The organism is Pseudomonas sp. TE3644 (assembly GCF_056278815.1).
This window is the reverse complement of record NZ_JBWBQF010000001.1, coordinates 1,497,997-1,513,124: the sequence shown is the minus strand read 5'-3', so window position 1 is coordinate 1,513,124 and position 15,128 is coordinate 1,497,997. Positions and strand designations below refer to the sequence as shown.

15 protein-coding genes are annotated in these 15,128 nt (G+C 65.2%); 7 read left to right on the top strand and 8 right to left on the bottom strand.

The features are described 5' to 3' along the window. Position 1: 1 nt before the first annotated feature. The 3 genes from zapE to ACZ9GA_RS06885 form a co-directional block, all read right to left on the bottom strand. Entirely contained in the window at positions 2-1,105 is a 1,104-nt protein-coding gene (gene zapE, locus ACZ9GA_RS06895) for a cell division protein ZapE (protein WP_457363381.1), read from the bottom strand. Between the two features lie 113 nt (positions 1,106-1,218). After that, on the bottom strand, positions 1,219-2,349 hold the full coding sequence (locus ACZ9GA_RS06890) for a PQQ-dependent sugar dehydrogenase (protein ID WP_457363382.1): 1,131 nt from the start codon (positions 2,347-2,349) through the stop codon (positions 1,219-1,221). 26 nt (positions 2,350-2,375) lie between these two features. Continuing rightward, on the bottom strand, positions 2,376-2,660 hold the full coding sequence (locus ACZ9GA_RS06885; protein WP_457363383.1) for a hypothetical protein: 285 nt from the start codon (positions 2,658-2,660) through the stop codon (positions 2,376-2,378). A 186-nt stretch (positions 2,661-2,846) separates the two neighbouring features. On the opposite strand from ACZ9GA_RS06885, the gene ACZ9GA_RS06880 reads away from it, so the two are divergent. Beyond that, the gene (locus tag ACZ9GA_RS06880) at positions 2,847-3,389 is read left to right on the top strand and encodes an LEA/WHy family protein (RefSeq protein ID WP_457363384.1); all 543 of its coding nucleotides are present in this window, start codon (positions 2,847-2,849) and stop codon (positions 3,387-3,389) included. A gap of 33 nt (positions 3,390-3,422) precedes the next feature. Beyond that, positions 3,423-3,998 (top strand): GNAT family N-acetyltransferase, encoded by a 576-nt coding sequence (locus tag ACZ9GA_RS06875; protein ID WP_457363385.1) that lies wholly within the window; start codon positions 3,423-3,425, stop codon positions 3,996-3,998. A 52-nt stretch (positions 3,999-4,050) separates the two neighbouring features. Here the strand turns inward: ACZ9GA_RS06875 and ACZ9GA_RS06870 are convergent, their stop codons facing one another. Beyond that, a complete protein-coding gene (locus ACZ9GA_RS06870; RefSeq protein WP_476226449.1) occupies positions 4,051-5,313 on the bottom strand; it encodes an aspartate carbamoyltransferase in 1,263 nt (420 codons plus the stop codon). A 166-nt stretch (positions 5,314-5,479) separates the two neighbouring features. Then, a complete protein-coding gene (locus tag ACZ9GA_RS06865) occupies positions 5,480-6,106 on the bottom strand; it encodes a LysE family translocator (RefSeq protein WP_457363387.1) in 627 nt (208 codons plus the stop codon). A gap of 271 nt (positions 6,107-6,377) precedes the next feature. Between ACZ9GA_RS06865 and ACZ9GA_RS06860 the strand changes: the two genes are divergently transcribed. From ACZ9GA_RS06860 to rarD, 3 genes are all read left to right on the top strand, one after another. Next, the gene (locus ACZ9GA_RS06860) at positions 6,378-7,319 is read left to right on the top strand and encodes a LysR family transcriptional regulator (RefSeq protein ID WP_457363388.1); all 942 of its coding nucleotides are present in this window, start codon (positions 6,378-6,380) and stop codon (positions 7,317-7,319) included. 178 nt (positions 7,320-7,497) lie between these two features. Continuing rightward, positions 7,498-9,027, top strand: a complete 1,530-nt coding sequence (locus tag ACZ9GA_RS06855) for an EAL domain-containing protein (protein WP_457363389.1) — start codon at positions 7,498-7,500, stop codon at positions 9,025-9,027. A gap of 197 nt (positions 9,028-9,224) precedes the next feature. After that, a complete protein-coding gene (rarD, locus tag ACZ9GA_RS06850) occupies positions 9,225-10,112 on the top strand; it encodes an EamA family transporter RarD (RefSeq protein WP_457363390.1) in 888 nt (295 codons plus the stop codon). 106 nt (positions 10,113-10,218) lie between these two features. Here rarD and ACZ9GA_RS06845 read toward each other — a convergent pair whose 3' ends face one another. The 3 genes from ACZ9GA_RS06845 to ACZ9GA_RS06835 all read right to left on the bottom strand — a co-directional run bounded on the left by ACZ9GA_RS06845 (position 10,219) and on the right by ACZ9GA_RS06835 (position 12,321). Beyond that, positions 10,219-11,151: an AEC family transporter gene (locus ACZ9GA_RS06845; protein WP_457363391.1), complete on the bottom strand. Its 933-nt coding sequence runs from the start codon at positions 11,149-11,151 to the stop codon at positions 10,219-10,221. Between the two features lie 117 nt (positions 11,152-11,268). Beyond that, complete coding sequence (locus ACZ9GA_RS06840; protein WP_457363392.1) at positions 11,269-12,036, bottom strand: Gfo/Idh/MocA family protein; 768 nt, start codon at positions 12,034-12,036, stop codon at positions 11,269-11,271. 3 nt (positions 12,037-12,039) lie between these two features. Next, a complete protein-coding gene (locus ACZ9GA_RS06835; RefSeq protein ID WP_457363393.1) occupies positions 12,040-12,321 on the bottom strand; it encodes a Gfo/Idh/MocA family protein in 282 nt (93 codons plus the stop codon). 73 nt (positions 12,322-12,394) lie between these two features. On the opposite strand from ACZ9GA_RS06835, the gene ACZ9GA_RS06830 reads away from it, so the two are divergent. Both ACZ9GA_RS06830 and ACZ9GA_RS06825 read left to right on the top strand, forming a co-directional pair. Then, a complete protein-coding gene (locus ACZ9GA_RS06830; protein WP_457363394.1) occupies positions 12,395-13,342 on the top strand; it encodes a LysR family transcriptional regulator in 948 nt (315 codons plus the stop codon). A gap of 332 nt (positions 13,343-13,674) precedes the next feature. After that, entirely contained in the window at positions 13,675-15,120 is a 1,446-nt protein-coding gene (locus ACZ9GA_RS06825; protein WP_457363395.1) for a TldD/PmbA family protein, read from the top strand. Positions 15,121-15,128: the final 8 nt, after the last annotated feature.

Here is a 15,128-nt window from a genome sequence, read left to right as displayed (position 1 = left end):
CTCAGCTGAAACGTTGCAATTGCATCTCCCGCAGGCGGCTCAGGGTGCGCCGGAACGGGAACGCCAGATACCCTTGAGTGTAGAGCGCCTCGAGCGGCACCTGCGCCTCGATGCACAGCGGCACCTTGCGGTCGTAGCATTCGTCGACCAGGGCGATGAAGCGCCGTACGCCGTCATCGTTGGGCGACAATTGCGGCAGTTCGCGGTCGCCAGCCAGCACCTGGGCAGCGCCGTCCTCGGTGCCGCGGGCGATCTTCGCCGGTCGTTGTCGGGCGCCCAGGGCCGGTACCTCGCCCAGCAGGATGGCGCTGTAGCGGTCGCACAACTGCATGAAATCCATCGCCGCCCAGGGCTGCTCGCACAACTGCGCGTAGGTGCACCACAACACCGTGTCGCTGGCACGCACCACCGGCAGGTGGCGATAGCCGACGGCCACCGGTTGAGTCCCGACCGGCCGATCGCCATTGAGTTGCTCGAATGCAGCCTGCAAGGCGCGGGCGTCATTGACCCAGTAACGCTGTTGCGCAGTGCCGGGGTGCAGGCGGTGATCCTGCTCGCCTTCCACCGCCACCACCTGCATGTGCGCCTCGATGGCGCGGATGGCGGGCAGGAAGCGGTCGCGGTTGAAGCCATCGGCGTACAGCTGGTCCGGCGGCTGGTTGGACGTGGCAACCACCACCACGCCGGCGTCGAACAGCTCGGTCATCAGGCCGCCGAGAATGATCGCATCGGCGATGTCGGTGACAAAGAACTCGTCGAAGCACAGCACGCGGATGTCCTTGGCCAGGCTTGCAGCCAGGGCCTTGAGCGGGTCGCGCACGTGGTCGAGCTGGAACAGGTGCTGGTGCACCCAGGCCATGAAATGGTGAAAGTGTTGGCGGCGGGCGGGCACGGTGAGGCAATGGTGGAACAGGTCCATGAGCCAGGTTTTGCCGCGCCCGACCGGGCCCCACAGGTATACGCCCTGGCCCGGTTGGCCGGCTTCGATGGCCGTGAAACAGGCCTGCAATACCTCGACGGCGTGGGCCTGGGCGGGGTCGGCGGCGTAACCGCGTTCGGTGAGGGCGGTGTGATAGGCGGTGAGTGGCGATAATGCAGCAAGCATATGACGTCCTTATCTTACGTAGCCGCTGCCGACAGGCTGCGCTGGCCTTGAGCCTCGCTTAAGATGTGCAGTGTACATCAGGGCCAGCGCAGCCTGGCGGCAGCGGCTACTGGCTACTGTTGCAAGCCGACTTTCAACAACTGCCCATCCTGGGCATCAGTCAGCACATACAGAAAACCATCCGGCCCCTGCCGCACATCACGGATGCGCGCCTTCAAATCGCCCAGCAGCCGCTCTTCATGGCTGACCTTGTCGCCCTCGAATTCCAGCCGTATCAGCTCCTGATCCGCCAGCGCCCCAATGAACAGGTCGTGCTGCCAGGCCTTGAAGCGGTCAGCGTCATAGAACGCCATGCCACTGATGGCCGGGGATTTCTCCCACACGTGGATCGGGTCCTTCGCGCCCTTGAGCGTCTTGCCCTGCGCCTCGGGGATCGGCAGCAGGCTGTAGTTGATGCCATGGGTCGCCAGTGGCCAGCCATAGTTTTGCCCGCGTTCGATCACGTTGATTTCATCACCGCCGCGCGGGCCATGTTCGTGGGTCCACAGCGTGCCGGTCCAGGGGTTCAGCGCCGCGCCCTGCTGGTTGCGATGGCCATAGGACCAGATCTCGGGGCGGGCGCCCTGCTTGCCCACGAACGGGTTGTCATCGGGGATGCGGCCATCGGGGAAAATACGCACCACCTTGCCCTGCAGCTTGCTCAGGTCTTGGGACGTGGGCCGCTGGTTGTTCTCGCCCAAGGCGATGAACAGGTAGCCGTCGCGGTCGAACACCAGCCGCGAGCCGAAATGCGCGCCCTCGGACAGCTTGGGCTGCTGGCGGAAGATGACCTGGAAGTTCTCCAGACGCGTGAGGTCATCTGACAGCCGCCCGCGCCCCACCGCCGTGCCGGCCTTGCCATCGGGCCCGGCTTCGGCGAACGACAAATAGACCAGCCGGTCTTCCTTGAACTGCGGCGACAACGCCACGTCCAGCAAACCACCCTGGTTCTGCGCCCACACCGCAGGGCCGCCGGTGATGGGCGCCGACAGCTTGCCTTCGGGGCTGATCACCCGCAGGGAGCCGGGCCGTTCGGTCACCAGAAAACCCTGCTTGCCCGGCAGGAAGGCCAGCGCCCAAGGGTGGCGCAGGCCATCGGCGACGGCGGTCACGCTCAAGGGCCCCGCTTCGCTGGGGTAGGAGGTAGCGGCATGGACCGCCAGGGGCAGGCTCAACAAGGTCGTCAACAGGATCTGACGCAGCATGGGCAATTCCTTCTGAGTGGGGAGGTTCAGCGGGTCTCGTCACGCGCAGGGCGCTGGCGATCGAAGTCCGGTTTGGTCGGCGTGGTGCGCAGGTTGTTGCCGTTGCCGATACCGCCGTTCTGCAGGGTGGGCGGGCGCGGGTTGGTCTGCTGGCGCAGGCTGGGCGAGACCGGCGTGACCGGCTGGGTGCCCTGCATGCTGTTGGGGTTGGCGCGGCGCACGGCGCTGTTGTAGGGGTTGTTGGTATCGGCCCAGGCGCTGGCGCTGGCCACCACCAATAGCAGGGCAAACACGGGCGGGAATACGCTCATAGTGGCACTCTCCCTTTCGATGAATCGTGACTATAGGCTCATTGGAACCGCTGCCAGGGTGAGTGTTCGATGAAACCTGCGGCGCAGTCGTAACATTTTGTGGCCTGGGGCCGCGCCAGGCAGCGAACGTGGGCGTGCGGGCGCTGTCTCACGCACACAACAACTGCCTCGCTTCGAGACTCGATCATGCGTTCATACCTGCTGCCCACCCTGCGTCACTACCTGCTGCTGATGCTGCTGGTGGGCCTCAGCGCCTGTGCCCTGCTGCCGCCACGCGACCCCATCAACATCAACGTGGTGGGCATCGAGCCATTGCAGGGCCAAGACCTGGAAGTGCGCTTTGCGGTGAAGATCCGCCTGCAGAACCCCAATGAAACCAGCTACACCTACAACGGCGTGGCCCTGAACCTGGACGTCAACGGCCGCCCGCTGGCCTCGGGCGTGAGCAATGAAAGCGGCACCCTGGCGCGCTTTTCCGAGACCATCGTGACCGTGCCGGTCAGCGTCACCGCCTTCAGTGTGCTGCGCCAGACACTGGGCCTTAGCCAGACGCAGTCGCTGGACAACCTGCCGTACGAGCTGCACGGCAAGCTGGCCAACGGCGTGTTCGGCACTGTGCGGTTCAGCGACCACGGCAATCTGTCGCTGGCCCCGCTGGATAGCGATACCGCGCCACAGCGTTCGGAGAACCCGTACCGCAATAGCCGTTGGCCCGCCGCCAACCCTTGATTACACTGCGGGGACTGACAAGGAGTCCCCACCATGCCCCCCTCCCTGCACACCCAACGCCTGCTGCTGACCCCGCTGCAACTGAGCGACGCCGCCGATATCCAGCGCCTGTTCCCCGTGTGGGAAGTGGTGCGCTACCTGGACAACCACGTGCCATGGCCCTACCCCGCCGACGGGGCTGAAAGCTGGGTGCGCGACTTCGTCCTGCCCGCCATGGCCGAGGGCAGGCACTGGGAATGGGCGATCCGCCTGCGCAGTGCGCCGCAGTCGCTGATTGGCTGCATTGGCCTGATGGACCAGCCTGACAACCACCGCGGCTTCTGGCTGGCGCCGGCATGGCAGGGCCAGGGCTATATGAGCGAGGCGTGCGCGGTGGTGACCCGCTACTGGTTTGAAACCCTGGACCGGGCCGTGTTACGGGTGCCCAAGGCAGTGGAAAACCTGGGATCGCGGCGGGTGTCGCAGCGTGAGGGGATGCGCCTGATCGGCGAGGCAGACGGCGAGTTTGTCAGTGGCACGCTCAAGCGTGAGCTATGGGAGCTGCGCCGCGAGGATTGGCGCAATACCGTAGCCGCTGCCGAAGGCTGCGCTGGCCCTACGCCTCGCTGAAAATTTCCAGGGTTCACACCGGCCAGCGCAGCCTGGCGGCAGCGGCTACGGGTTATTGGTCGCGGTACGGCACTTCGTCTTCCGGGCCCAGGTACACCGGCACGCGCCAGCCCACCTCACGCAGCGAATGCTGTACCTGGTCCTGCACGCCCATCAGCGTGGCGAAGATCGCCATGCGCACGGCGATGCCGTTGTCGGTCTGCTTGAAGATGGCCAGGCGCGAGTCGTTGTTCAGGTCCACGCTCAGGTCGTTGGCGCCCGGACGCGAGTCGCGTGGCAGCGGGTGCATGATCAGCGTGTGCGGGCCGCAGGTAGCATTGACCAGCGCCTGGTTGATCTGGAAATCGGCGCTGTAGCCTTCCAGGGTTTCTTCCTGGCCGAAACGCTCTTTCTGGATGCGCGTGGCGTACACCACGTCGGCGCCCTTGAGGGCCGATTGCAGGTCGTGGCTCTGCTCCACGTGGTGACCGTGGTTGGCCAGGTATTCGACCAGGTGTGGCGGCAGCATCAAGGATTCAGGCGACACCAGGGTGATGCGCAGGTTGCGGTACAGCGCCAGCAGCTTGCTCAGCGAGTGCACGGTACGACCGTACTTGAGGTCGCCGGCGAAGACGATGTGCGCGCCGTCGATCAACTTGTCCAGGCGCGAGAACTCGCGCTGGATGGTGTACAGGTCCAGCAGTGCCTGGCTGGGGTGCTCGCCCGGGCCGTCACCGGCGTTGATCACCGGCACGTGGGTGGCGCGGGCGAATTCGGCCACGGCGCCCAGGTCCGGGTGGCGCACCACGATGGCGTCCGCGTAGCCGGCGATGACGCGGCTGGTGTCGTGGATCGACTCGCCCTTGGCCATCGACGAGAAGGTGAAACCGGTGGTGTCGCACACCGAACCGCCCAGGCGGGCGAAGGCCGAGCTGAAGCTCAGGCGTGTGCGGGTGCTGGCCTCGAAGAACAGGTTGGCCAAGACCGCGCCTTCCAGCACGCGGGTGGTTTTCTGCCGGCGGGCGATGGGCTGCATGATGTCGGCCACGCGCAGCAGGTCTTCCACCGAATCACGGGTGTAGCCGTCTACCGACAGCAGGTGATGGCCCGATTCGTTGTTGCCATGATGTACACCCTGTGTATCTGCCGAGACACCCTTGAGAATTTCTAGCACAAAGCGTTGGGCGATGTCGGGCATCTTGCGCATTTCCGGCGACTCGTCCGGCAGCAACCAGCTGTCCAGGGCCCGGCGGGACACGCCAATGCGCTGCGCCAGGGCATCGCGGGTGTAGTTGAGACGGCGCATGGCATCGCGCAGGAAAACTTGCTGGGACATGGAGGGCAGACTCGGCAGGATATACACGCTGCGGATTATCCTGATGCCGAACCACGAACGCAAGCGGATCCCGTAGCCGCTGCCGAAGGCTGCGCTGGCCCTGTGCCCCACCGAGGATCTCCAGGGTTCACACAAGCCAGCGCAGCCTGGCGGCAGCGGCTACAGGCTACGGGCGGCTAAGCAATGCCAGCCGCACCGCCAACATCGTCAGCACCGTTGCCAACCCCAGCGACTGCACCTTCGCCCAACGCCCCGTCGACGCCAGGCGCCGATGAATCGCCGCACCAAACACCCCCAGAATCGAGTGAAACACCGTGGCCGTCAGCGCCAGCATCACCCCCAGCTGAATCAGCTGCCAGCCCACCTGCCCGCGCTCCGGCACCACGAACTGCGGCAAGAACACCATGAAAAACAGCAGCGCCTTGGGGTTGAGCAGGCTGTTGAGGGTGGCCGAGAACAGGATGCGCGACAGCGGCAGTTGCTCACTGCCATCGAGCGCCCCCAGGCCACCGCCGCGCAGGGTCTTGAACGCCAGCCACAGCAGGTACACCGCACCGGCATAACGGATGACGTCAAACGACGGCGGCCAACTGGCCACCAGCGCAGTCACGCCGGTGGCGGTGAGCACCGCCAGGGTCAGGTCGGCAAAGGTGATGCCCAGCGCCGCCATCAGCCCCCCGCGCCAGCCGCGTGCAATGGCCTGGCTGAGCACAAAGGCCATGTTGGGGCCTGGCGACAGCAACAACAGGATTACGGCGAGGAAGAACACCGGCAGGGTGTCGAGGGCAATCATGGCAGGCATCCGTGCAGGAAAGTGGGGGCCCAGCGTACGCGGCGGGCCAGGCGGCGTCCTGTAACAGTTGGGTAGAATTTCACGGGCGCAGTTGCGTGGCCGCTGAGGTGTCGCCTGAACACAAGGCATAAAAAATGTACTCGCAGGCCATGAAAAAACTGGCCTGCCGGGTGCACACACCGACCCTCGGGATTGGTATTGTGCCCATCAGTCTTGCGCCGTGGTACGCGACTTGCTGGTTGCTTGCCACCTGCCAATCCCGAGGTCCGTCGTGGCTGCCTACAACCTGCGTCAACTCAAATACTTCATCACCACCGTCGAGTACGGCAGCGTCGCCGAGGCGTCGCGCAAGCTGTATATCGCGCAGCCGTCGATCTCCACCGCCATCAAGGCCCTGGAGGACAGCTTTGGTGTGCAATTGCTGATCCGTCACCACGCCCAGGGCGTGTCGCTGACGCCCAGCGGTGCGCGCTTCTACCGCAAGGCCCAGGAACTGCTGCGCATGGCCCGCGAGTTCGAACAGAACGCCCTGGCCGACAACGACGTGGTGGCCGGGCAGATCGACATCGGCTGCTTCGAAACCGTGGCGCCGCTGTACCTGCCCGAACTGATCGCCGGCTTCAGCGCACTCTACCCCGGCGTGGAAATCCGCATCCGCGACGGTGAACAGCAAGAGCTGGTGCAGGGCCTGACCTCGGGCAGCTTCGACCTGGCCATCCTCTACAAGCACGACCTGGACAGCACCATCGAAACCGAACCGTTGATGCCGGCCCAGCGCCCCTATGCCCTGCTGCCCGCCGACCACCGCTTTGCTGGCCAAGCCCAGGTGTCACTGCGCGACTTGGCCAGCGAGCCGATGATTCTGCTCGACGTGCAGCCCAGCCGTACCTACTTCGTCAGCCTGTTCGAAGAACTGGGCCTGACCCCGCGCATCGCCTTCAGCTCGCCCTCTATCGAGATGGTGCGCGGCATGGTCGGCCAGGGCTTCGGTTTTTCGATCCTGGTTACCCGGCCGCATTCGGAGTGCACTTACGATGGCAAGAAGGTGGTGTGCGTGGACATTGTCGAAGAGGTGACCGGCTCGGGCCTGGTGGCGGCGTGGCTCAAGCGTGGGCAGTTGACCAAGCCTGCGCAATTGTTCGCCGATTACTGCCGCGAACAACTGACTGCCAAGGCCGAGCGCAGCAACAACTTGCAGCAGCAACTGTCTTGAAACCGCGCCGCCTGCATCGCGACTAAAGTCGGCTCCTACGCCATCCGTGGTAGGAGCCGGCCTTGGCCGCGATGCAGACGCCGCCATTTCAAGACAGTTGCTGCCACAAGGCGCCTGGCGCGAAAGCGGCTATCATGCAGGGCATGCCCCCAGGCCTTCGAAGGATCCACGCCTGCCCATGCCGTTTTTCACCACCACGCCACGCCCCTCGCGCCCGCTGCGCCTCGTCGCCCCGTGGCTGGCCGGCGCACTGCCGCTGGTGCTGGGCCTGGCCGCGCTGTACTGGCAGGCCGAACGCGACCTGGCCAACCAGGCCCACGACACCACCCGCCAGGCCCTGACCCAGTTCGAACTGATGCTGGACAATGTCGCCGAATCGGCCAATGCCCTGCTGCCCCTGGCCGGCCAGCCCTGCGCCGACGCCACCCTGGCGCTGCGCGAGCAGGTCACCCGCCGCCCCTTCGTGCGCTCCACCAACCTGGCGCTGGACGATCACCTGTACTGCAGCTCGCTGTTCGGCGACTTCAGCGAGCCGATCAACCCCGGCGATTACGTGGACGGCCGCTTGTGGCTGATGGACGGCAACCCGGTGACGCCCGGCCAGGCCCTGCTGGTGTACCGCGCCGCCAGCGACGACCAGACCGCCCTGGCCACGCTGGACGGCTACCACCTGGCCAATGCCCTGCGCATGATCGGTCGCGACCAGACAGTGCTGCTGCAGGTGGGCAATGCCTGGCTGTCCCCCGACGGTCAGGTGCACGACGCCCCACTGCCCACCTTTGCCGTCGCGCCCACGCAGTTGACCTCCAGCCGCTACCCGTTGAGCGTGGCCAGCGGCTACCCCGTTGGCACCACCTGGCACTGGGTGCTGAGCCAATATCCCTTGTTGCTGGTGCTGCTGGGCGTGCTGGCGGTGGTCGCGGGCGCTGTCTGCCACTGGCTGTTCAAGCGCGCCCAGTCGCCACGGGCTGAACTGGCCCGCGCGCTGGAAGCCGACGAGTTCATCCCCTATTACCAGCCTGTGATCCGCAGCCTCACCGGCCGCTGGTCGGGTGCCGAGGTGCTGATGCGCTGGCAGCACCCGCGCGAAGGCCTGGTGCGGCCGGACCTGTTCATCCCCTTTGCCGAGCACTCGGGCCTGATCGTGCCCATGACCCGCCAGTTGATGCGCCAGGCCGCCGAGGACCTGCGCCCGCATGCCGAACGCTTCGACGATGACTTCCACGTGGGCATCAACATCACCGCCGAGCACTGCCAGGACCTGGCCCTGCTCGACGATTGCCGCGACTTCCTGCAAGGCTTCCCGCCCGGCCGCGTGACCCTGGTGCTGGAACTGACCGAACGCGAACTGATTCGCCCCACGCCCGTCACCCACCAGCTGTTCGAGGCACTGCACAACCTGGGCGTGATGATCGCCATCGACGACTTCGGCACCGGCCATTCAAGCCTGGCGTACCTGCGTGAATTCAAGGTGGATTACCTCAAGATCGACCAGAGCTTCGTCGCCACCATCGGCAAGGACGCGCTGTCGGGGCATATCGTCGACAGCATCATCGAGCTGTCGGGCAAGCTCGACCTGGGCATCGTCGCCGAGGGCGTGGAGGATCAGGTGCAGCGCGATTACCTGACCGAGCGGCGCGTGGAGTTCCTGCAAGGCTACCTATTCGGCAAACCGATGCCGATCAACGCATTCATCGAAGCCCTGTAGCCGCTGCCGCAGGCTGCGCTGGCCGGTGTGAATCCTGGAGAACTTGAGTGTGGCCGAGGGCCTGCGCAGCCTGCGGCAGCGGCTACAGTGCACCGATACGGGTCGCAGCGCCCCATTTTGGTGACACGCCCCGCCCCACAATGCGACAATTGCCAGCTTACTTCCTGCCCGTATCACCCCGCGTTCCAGAGGCTATCTTGTCCAAAGGCATCATCTCGTCCGTCACGGCGTCCAGTCTGTTCGCCGTGATGTACTTCTATACCTCGCTGCTGACACCACTCACCGGTGAAGAAATCTTCGGCTGGCGCATCCTGCTGACCGTGCCGTGCGTGACGCTGTTCCTGCTGATCACCCGCGACTTCAAGCTGGCCGTAGGCTTGCTCAAGCGCATGGCGGCGCAGCCGATCCTGATTTTGGGCAGCATCGGCACAGCGTCCCTGCTGGGCGTGCAGTTGTGGCTGTTCCTCTGGGCACCCCTGCACGGTCGCAGCCTGCCGGTGTCGCTGGGCTACTTCCTGCTGCCGCTGACCATGGTGCTGACCGGCCGCGTGGTGTACGGCGAGCGCCTGTCGTACCTGCAAAAAGTGGCGGTGGGCTTTGCCCTGTGCGGCGTGGGGCACGAACTGTGGGTGCACGGCAGCTTCGCCTGGGAAACCCTGCTGGTGGCCTCGGGTTACCCGGCCTACTTTGTGCTGCGGCGCAAATGCCAGACAGACCACCTGGGCGGCCTGTGGACCGACATGTGCCTGATGATGATCCCGGCCACCTGGTTCGTCACCACCGGGCCACTGTCGGCGGCCGACATGCTGCAACACCCGGCGCTGTACGGTCTGATCCCGGTGCTGGGCATGATCAGCGCCCTGGCGCTGGTGACCTACGTGATGGCCAGCCGGCTGTTGCCGTTCAGCCTGTTTGGGCTGCTCAGCTATGTGGAGCCGGTGTTGCTGGTGGGCGTGGCGCTGCTGCTGGGCGAGAGCATTGCGCGCGATCAGTGGTGGACGTATCTGCCGATCTGGATGGCGGTGGTGGTGTTGATCATTGAAGGCTTCAAGCACTTGATCCGCGCCCGCCGCAAACCGATGTAGCCGGCGCGTACCCTTGTGGATCGCGTTGTCTGCATCGCGGCCAAGGCCGGCTCCTACCCCGAACGACGTAGGAGCCGACCTTGGTCGCGATGCAGACAACGCGGTTTCAAGAGGGCAGCAACAGCAACATCAGGCTCACCGTGAAAAACGACCCCAGGGTCGTCAACACCAACGCCGCCGCGCACCGCCCCTCCAGCCCGAAACGCTGCCCCATGATCGGGTACACGCTCATCATCGGCGCCCCGGCGATCACCACGCCGGCCAGCATCATCGGCACCGGCACATCACTCAGCACCCAGAACATCAGCGCCAACAACAGCGGGTGCACCAGCAGCTTGCCGCCGCCGATCAATCCCAGCTCGTTGAGCTGCCCCCGCACCGGCGTGCCGAACAGCACCCCGCCAATCACGAACAACGCCGCCGGCGCCGACGCCTGGGCCAGCATCTCGATGACCTTCAGCGGCGCCGCCGGCAGCTGCACCCCGGCCAGCGACAAGCCGCCACCAACGATAATGGCGACGATCAGCGGGTTGCGGCTCAGGCGCTTGAGGGTCTCGACGATGACCCGCCGCGCCGAGCCGCCCTGCTGCTCTCCCGCTTCGGCCAAGGCCAGCGCCAGGGGGATCATCACCAGGTTCTCGATGATCATGCCCAGCGCCAGCGCCACTACGGCCGGCGGGCCTGCGACCATGGCGGCGATGGGGTAGCCGATGAAGCCGCTGTTGGACACCGACATGCCCATGCCGGCGATGGCGCTGTTGGCCACGCTGGCGCCCCGGTAGCGGCGGAACACCGTGTAGCCCAGGGCAAAGCTGCCCAGCGAGGCCAGGCCGTAGGCCAGCAGGTAGTGGTAGTTGAAGATCTCGCCGATGGGCCGCTGGGCCAGCGCCTTGATCACCAGCGCCGGCAGGCAGAACATGATGACGAAGGTGCCTACGCCGCGCATCTGTTCGCGGCTGAGCAGCTTCAGCGCCGAGGCCAGGTAGCCCAGGCCGATGATGATGAAAATAGGCGCGGTGATGCTGAGCACATCAAGCAAATCGAATCTCCATGTGTACATCCGTAGCCGCTGCCGAAGGCTGCGCTGGCCCTGCGCCCCACTGCAGATCCTCAGGGTTCACACGGGCCAGCGCAGCCTGGCGGCAGCGGCTACGGGTCAGATAGCGTCCAGGGTGACCAACTCATGGCTGCGACACGCCTGCGCAATCGCCTCCACCACCCGCAAATTCTGCAACCCATCGCGCACACTCACCAGCGGCTGCGCCTGGCCACGGATCACCTGGCAGAAATGCGCCAGCTGGCGCGCCAACGGGTCATCGCGATCCTGGGGCAGTTGCTCCTCGAGGAACGGCTTCCACCATGAGCGATCTTCAGCCTTGCCGTAGCGCTTGAGGCGCATGGTCGGCACCGACAACTGGCCAAAGGTGCCGGTGATCACATAGCAGTCCTCATCCTGGTAGTGACTATAGGTCTTGTTCTCCTGACTGGTCTGTTCCCAACTACGCGGGCTGGCCGCCGTGTCCGACAGCAGGAAACTGCCCAGCGCGCCGCTGGCGAAACGCAGGGTGATGGCCGCCGTGTCCTCCACCTCGAAACCACGGGTGGCGTGAGAAGCCATCGCCTGCACCGCGACAATCTCGCCACACAGCGAGCGCAGGTTGCCGATTTCGTGGATCAGGTTGAGCAGGATCGGCCCGCCGCCCACTTGCGTGCGCCAAGGGCCAGCAGCGAAGTATTCGTCCGGCTTGTAGAACAGCGCCGTGCCCATCACCGCCACCAGATCCCCTACCATGCCATCGGCGATCACCTGCCTGGCCTGGGCCAGGATCGGGCTGTGGGCACGGTGATGCCCCACCAGCAGCGGGGTGATCGAGTCGCGGCTGGCGGCGTACAGGCGCTCGCCCTCTTCCAGGGTGTGGGCCAACGGCTATTCCACCAATGCCGGCACCCGCGCGGCCAGACAGGCCAGCGCCTGGGGCACGTGCAGCGCGTTCGGCGTGGCCAGGATGACGCCATCAGGCCGGGACTCGGCGAACAGCGCGTCCAGTGACGTGAACAGCGGCACCTGCAACTGCGCGGCCAGTTCAGCCGCAGCGGGCGACGGATCAACGATGGCGGCCAGTTGGCACTCGTGACTGGCCTGAATCTGCTCGATGTGGAAACGACCGATGGCACCGGCGCCGGCTACGGCAATACGAAGAAGGGACATAAGGCTCTCTGATTATTCTGGGTGAGCAATGGCCATAGCTTAATCAATCGCGATCAGGACATAATCCGCCATTATGAAGATTCAGAATGCGCAATTAGCGAACAATGAGCCCTTCCTGCGCGACCTGCAGTTGTTCTGCAGCGTGGCCCGGCATGCCAGTTTTGTCACGGCGGCGCAGGAAAGCGGTATCTCCCCGGCCCACCTGAGCAAGCGCATCGCGCTGCTGGAGGCGTCGCTGGGGGTGAAACTGTTCCAGCGCACCACGCGGCGGGTCAACATCACCGCCGACGGCGAGACCGCCTTTACCTGGGCGCAAACCCTGCTGGGCAATGTCGACGACATGCTGCAGGCCTTGTCCGGGGTACGCAACGAACCACGCGGGGCCCTGCGCATCAGCACCAGCCTGCGCCTGGGCCGCGAGTACATCGCCCCGGTGATGGCGCGCCTGCGCCAGCGCTATCCGGCGCTGGAGGTGTGGCTGGAGCTGCTGGACCGCCGCGCCGACCTGATCGCCGAGAACTTCGACATCGACATCCGCGTGGGCGAAGTACTGGAACAGCACCTGATTGCCCACCGCATCACCAGCAGTTACCGCATCCTCTGCGCTGCGCCCACCTACATTGAACGCATGGGCACCCCGCGCAGCCTGGCCGAACTGGCCCAGCACGACTGCCTGCTGTTCCGCGAACGCGATCAGCGCTTCGGCCTGTGGCGCCTGCAGGGCGCAGGCGGCGAGCAAAGCGTGAAGGTCACCGGGCCCATGGCCTCCAACCACAGCGACGTGGTGCGCCAGTGGGCCCATGAAGGCTACGGCATCATCATGGCCTCGGTGTGGGACGTGGCCGGCAGCCTGCGCGCCGGCGAACTGGTGCAGCTGCTGCCCGGTTATCGTCAGCCGGCGGACGTATGGGCGGTGACCACGGCGCGCGGCGGGGAGTCGGAAAAAATTCGCGTGTGTATCGAATTCCTCAAGCAGGCCCTGACCCAAGGCCCCCAAGCCCTGATCACCGAGATCCCGTAGCCGCACATCAGGTCTGTAGCCGCTGCCGCCAGGCTCCGCTGGCCCGCAGCCTCACTGAAAACCCACAGTGTCCACAGCGGCCAGCGCAGCCTGAAGGCAGCCGCTGCGAAAGGTTGACGCCAGAAAAATTTCAATTCTGGTACTAAAGTACAACAATTGGCACAGATCTTTCTAAAGCAATCGGCCAATGCTTTCAGGGTCCCTTTTAATTGGATCCGCCGGTGCACACAATGCACCATAAGCAATCAACGGGCAGTATCCCTGTCCATTACCAGTGCACCCACCCTGTCATAAGCGAGGGGGTGCTAGCAGTAGATCAGGAAGTTGGATCAATGTTCGAAGTGCCCTCCTCACTCAAGCTATTGCTGTCGCGATTCAATGCGGCCCATCAACAGGCCAGCCATTTCCACTCCCTGCGCTACGTCCAGCAGGACAACCTGGGCCTGTCGGTGACCCGCAATGTCGTCGACCCGCCCCGCCGCCACCGCAGTTGCGGGGTGATGCTGTGCGTGCGGGTCAACGGCAACGAAGCGTTCGCCGCCACCAGCGACCTCACCGAAAAAGGCCTGGAACAAGCCTATGACCAGGCGCTGCTGCTGGCCCACGCCATGGGCCAGCGCGCCTTGCTCAGCCTGCCGCCCTTGCAGGGCGCGGCCGTGCGCAGCGAATACCGCTCGCCGGCACTGGCCCAGGCGCTGCCTGATGCCGCCCACTGGCTGGACGTATTGCGCGGCGAATCGGCCAAGGTGCCGCAGCACGAGCGCCTGGTGAACTGGTCGGCCAGCCTCAACATCACCGACACCCAGCAACTGTACGTGGACAGCACCGGCAGCGAGATCGCCAGCCACAAGCGGCTGTTCTTCCCCGAACTGGACGTCACCGCCTTCGACGGCCAGCAAAGCCAGCGCCGCACCTGGGCCATCGCCCGCCAGGGCGGCAGCGAACTGGTGCACGCCTCAGGCTTCATCGGCCAGATCGAACAGGTGGCCGACCAGGCCCTGCAACTGCTGGCCGCGCCCAACACCCCGGAAGGCCCGCGCGACCTGCTGCTGATGCCCGACCAGATGATCCTGCAAATCCACGAGTCCATCGGCCACCCGCTGGAACTGGACCGCATCCTGGGCGATGAGCGCAACTACGCCGGCACCAGTTTCGTCACCCAGGACATGTTCGGCAGCTACCAATACGGCTCGCCGCTGCTCAACGTCAGCTTCGACCCGCAGGTGCCGGACGAGCTGGCCAGCTACAGCCACGACGACGAAGGCACGCCCGCCAGCAAGCACCTGCTGATCGAAGCCGGCGTGCTCAAGCGCCCGCTGGGCGGCGCCCTGTCCCAGTCGCGCAGCGGCCTGGACGGCGTGGCCAACAGCCGTGCCTGCGACTGGAACCGCCCGCCCATCGACCGCATGGCCAACCTCAATGTCGAGCCGGGCGACCAGAGCCTGGCGCAGATGATCGGCAACATCGAACACGGAATTCTCATGGCCACCAACCGCTCCTGGTCCATCGACCAGGCCCGCAACAAGTTCCAGTTCGGTTGCGAATGGGCGCAACTGATCGAAAACGGCGAACTGGCCGGCGTGGTCAAGAACCCCAACTACCGCGGCATTTCCTCGCAGTTCTGGCGCAACCTGAGCGCCGTGGGCGACCGCTCGACCTTCGAGGTGATGGGCACCCCCAACTGTGGCAAGGGCGAACCCAACCAGGCGGTCACGGTGGGGCATGCTTCGCCGCCCTGCGTATTCAGCCAGATCGACGTATTCGGGGGGCAGGCCTGATGAGCATC

Bases quoted from the DNA above. Each gene is read 5' to 3' on its own strand.
- ACZ9GA_RS06885 (WP_457363383.1), bottom strand. From the start codon at position 2,660: ATGAGCGTATTCCCGCCCGTGTTTGCCCTGCTATTGGTGGTGGCCAGC.
- zapE (WP_457363381.1), bottom strand. From the start codon at position 1,105: ATGCTTGCTGCATTATCGCCACTCACCGCCTATCACACCGCCCTCACC.
- ACZ9GA_RS06825 (WP_457363395.1), top strand. From the start codon at position 13,675: ATGTTCGAAGTGCCCTCCTCACTCAAGCTATTGCTGTCGCGATTCAAT.
- ACZ9GA_RS06870 (WP_476226449.1), bottom strand. From the start codon at position 5,313: ATGTCCCAGCAAGTTTTCCTGCGCGATGCCATGCGCCGTCTCAACTAC.
- ACZ9GA_RS06880 (WP_457363384.1), top strand. From the start codon at position 2,847: ATGCGTTCATACCTGCTGCCCACCCTGCGTCACTACCTGCTGCTGATG.
- ACZ9GA_RS06855 (WP_457363389.1), top strand. From the start codon at position 7,498: ATGCCGTTTTTCACCACCACGCCACGCCCCTCGCGCCCGCTGCGCCTC.
- ACZ9GA_RS06890 (WP_457363382.1), bottom strand. From the start codon at position 2,349: ATGCTGCGTCAGATCCTGTTGACGACCTTGTTGAGCCTGCCCCTGGCG.
- ACZ9GA_RS06830 (WP_457363394.1), top strand. From the start codon at position 12,395: ATGAAGATTCAGAATGCGCAATTAGCGAACAATGAGCCCTTCCTGCGC.
- ACZ9GA_RS06835 (WP_457363393.1), bottom strand. From the start codon at position 12,321: ATGTCCCTTCTTCGTATTGCCGTAGCCGGCGCCGGTGCCATCGGTCGT.
- ACZ9GA_RS06865 (WP_457363387.1), bottom strand. From the start codon at position 6,106: ATGATTGCCCTCGACACCCTGCCGGTGTTCTTCCTCGCCGTAATCCTG.
- ACZ9GA_RS06875 (WP_457363385.1), top strand. From the start codon at position 3,423: ATGCCCCCCTCCCTGCACACCCAACGCCTGCTGCTGACCCCGCTGCAA.